We start from the raw sequence: 2517 nt of genomic DNA on the forward strand, positions 1-2517 counted from the left end.
TGTACAGGTTTCTTTTGTCTTGCCATAATAAAAGGCCCTCCTAATGATATTTATTTTATCATAGAAGAACCTTCTAATCATTATTTTACAGAAAAAGTATCACACTCTCGTCTGGTTATCGTTGACAGTATAGAATATTGGTGTGCGACACTTCCGTATCCGACAATGCTGCGTGTGGCAGTATCTATTATTGGGTATGCGCTTAGACCAACCAATATATGCTTTGTGATCCTTCTTTCCTGTGGTAACAGAGTGTCGCAAAAGTTTAAGAAATTTATTGCGCTTCCGGGAATTCTGAATATGTTGATCGCTTCCACTGCGTTATTTTCAGGTGTTTGTTTTTCATACTCGGATAAGAATGAATTTGTGCGGGGACCACTTGGATATTCGGCATTTGCTGCCTCCGGTTTTTATTTAATTCTGTTGGTTATCCTGACTAATAAGTTATATAAGATGGAGCATACATACGAATCGCTGATCGCAATTTTCATTGCGGTGACGAACACGATAGCTGTCATTCTGGAGGCGTTTTTCCATTATGACGGACTCATCAATACCACGGGAGCTGTGAGTGTTGCATTTTATTATATGTATTTGACGACACAGCAGTTCAAGCGAGATCCACTTACGCGTGCGCTCAACCGTCGGTATTTTTATCTGGATGCGGATCGTATGATGAAGAGCAAATGTCTGACAGCGGTAATTTCCATTGATTTAAATGATCTGAAGAGATTCAATGACGAGAATGGCCATGCGGCCGGGGATACGGCTTTGTGTACGATTGTAGCGTGCATTCAAAATATACTGCCGAGGGGATGCCACCTGTATCGAACCGGTGGTGATGAGTTTATGATCTTATGTTCACGGGTTTCAAAAGATGATGTCCCTGCTCTGATCGATCATATGCGGAGGGAGCTTTCTAAGACTCTTTATTGCTGCGCCATTGGTTTTGCCACGCCGGATGCAGACGAGGATTTTGAACATATATGTTCTATTGCAGATGCAGCCATGTATGCAAATAAAAAACAATTAAAAGGCGAAGATACGATTCGCTAGTAATTAAAGTAGTAGAAGATAACTATCCACTTGAGGAAGATACAAGATTAGCAGAGCCTTGTATGCTGTCAGCAGACAAGAGACTTACTTGCGAGAGCAGACTGGGCATTTAGCCCAAGCAGTAAGGCAGATCTGATCGTGCAGAAGGCTATTATAGATAAGCAGTATGATATTATGCAGCTGAATGTGACCTTATTTAAGTACACGAATGAAATTCTTGAAGTATAGAATTTACAAGTAAATATTGATTAGTAAATGTTACGTCGGTACTCACATAGTATCGGCGTTTGTTTTTTTATCTTAAAAGTGTCGCCGGGACAGCGACCATATAAAGATGCCATTCAATTATACTCATATTGAAATGGTCAAGATTGAGCCGGAAGACGAAAATAAATATTTTGATAGAAAATCCTGTCAGATTCGGGTTGCAGAATTAGCACCACATATATCTGCTTTTGCTAATGCGGATGGAGGGACATTGGTAATTGGAATTAGCGATAAGAAAAGAATTATTGAGGGAATTAATGCTTGTGGCAATGATAAGATTAATGAATTTATCAATGCTCCGAAAGACTGTTGTCGTCCTATGCCTAGGTATAAAGAAGAGTTTATTGATGTCGTTAATGTTCATGGTGAACCGAATCGAGTATTGTTATTGCATATTGAAGCAAGTACAGGACAGGTAATACGAACAGCAAATGATCGGACATATTTGCGAATTGGGGACAAGTCTAAGGAGATGCTGGGAGAAAATTTAAGAAATTTGGAATATGCAAAAGGTTCCAGACATTACGAGGGCGAAATTAATTCATATGCGACTTTAGAAGACTTAGATGATGACCTATTGAATTCTTACAAAGAGAAAATTGGCGCAGAGAGCATAGAAACAAGTCAGGTACTTAGAGCCAGAGGCTTTGTAAGGCAACAGGGAGACAAGGAATATTTGACTAATGCGGCAGTTTTATTGTTTGCTAAGAATATTATGCAGTTTTATTCTAATTGTCGTGTTCGCTTTTTGCGCATTGATGGAAGAGAACTACAGGTAGGGGACATATTTAATATCATTAAGGATAAAAGCATTGATATACCTATTCTTCGCATTATTGACGAAGCCAAAAACTATATTTCTGATCAGCTTCGTGTGTTTATAACTCAGGATATTAAAACGGGTAAATTTATTGAGACACCGGAATATCCAAAATTTCCATGGCTTGAGGGAATTGTTAATGCTGTAGCACATCGTGACTATTCAATGACAGGTTGTTTTATCAAAATTAGTATGTATGACGATCGTTTAGAAATAGAAAGTCCAGGATGTCTTCCGGATGTAGTGACAGTTAACAACATTCGAGTATAATGGCTCAGTTGTCAAGACAAAAATTTGATATTTTTATAATGAACTGATATGTTGACGGTTGCATGGGAGAATACAATGCAGTATTTCCCAGAATTTTATATTAT

Annotated in this window: 2 protein-coding genes; both read left to right on the forward strand. The window is 38.4% G+C overall.

What is annotated here, in order from left to right:
• On the forward strand, nucleotides 1-1056 hold a 1056-nt coding region (locus tag DXA20_RS15860), incomplete at its 5' end, for a GGDEF domain-containing protein (protein WP_147403773.1).
• A gap of 334 nt (nucleotides 1057-1390) precedes the next feature.
• The gene (locus DXA20_RS15865; RefSeq protein ID WP_118562097.1) at nucleotides 1391-2413 is read left to right on the forward strand and encodes an RNA-binding domain-containing protein; all 1023 of its coding nucleotides are present in this window, start codon (nucleotides 1391-1393) and stop codon (nucleotides 2411-2413) included.
• The last annotated feature ends 104 nt before the right edge of the window (nucleotides 2414-2517 follow it).

The organism is Roseburia sp. AM59-24XD, assembly GCF_003478445.1.
GTDB lineage: Bacteria > Bacillota > Clostridia > Lachnospirales > Lachnospiraceae > Jutongia.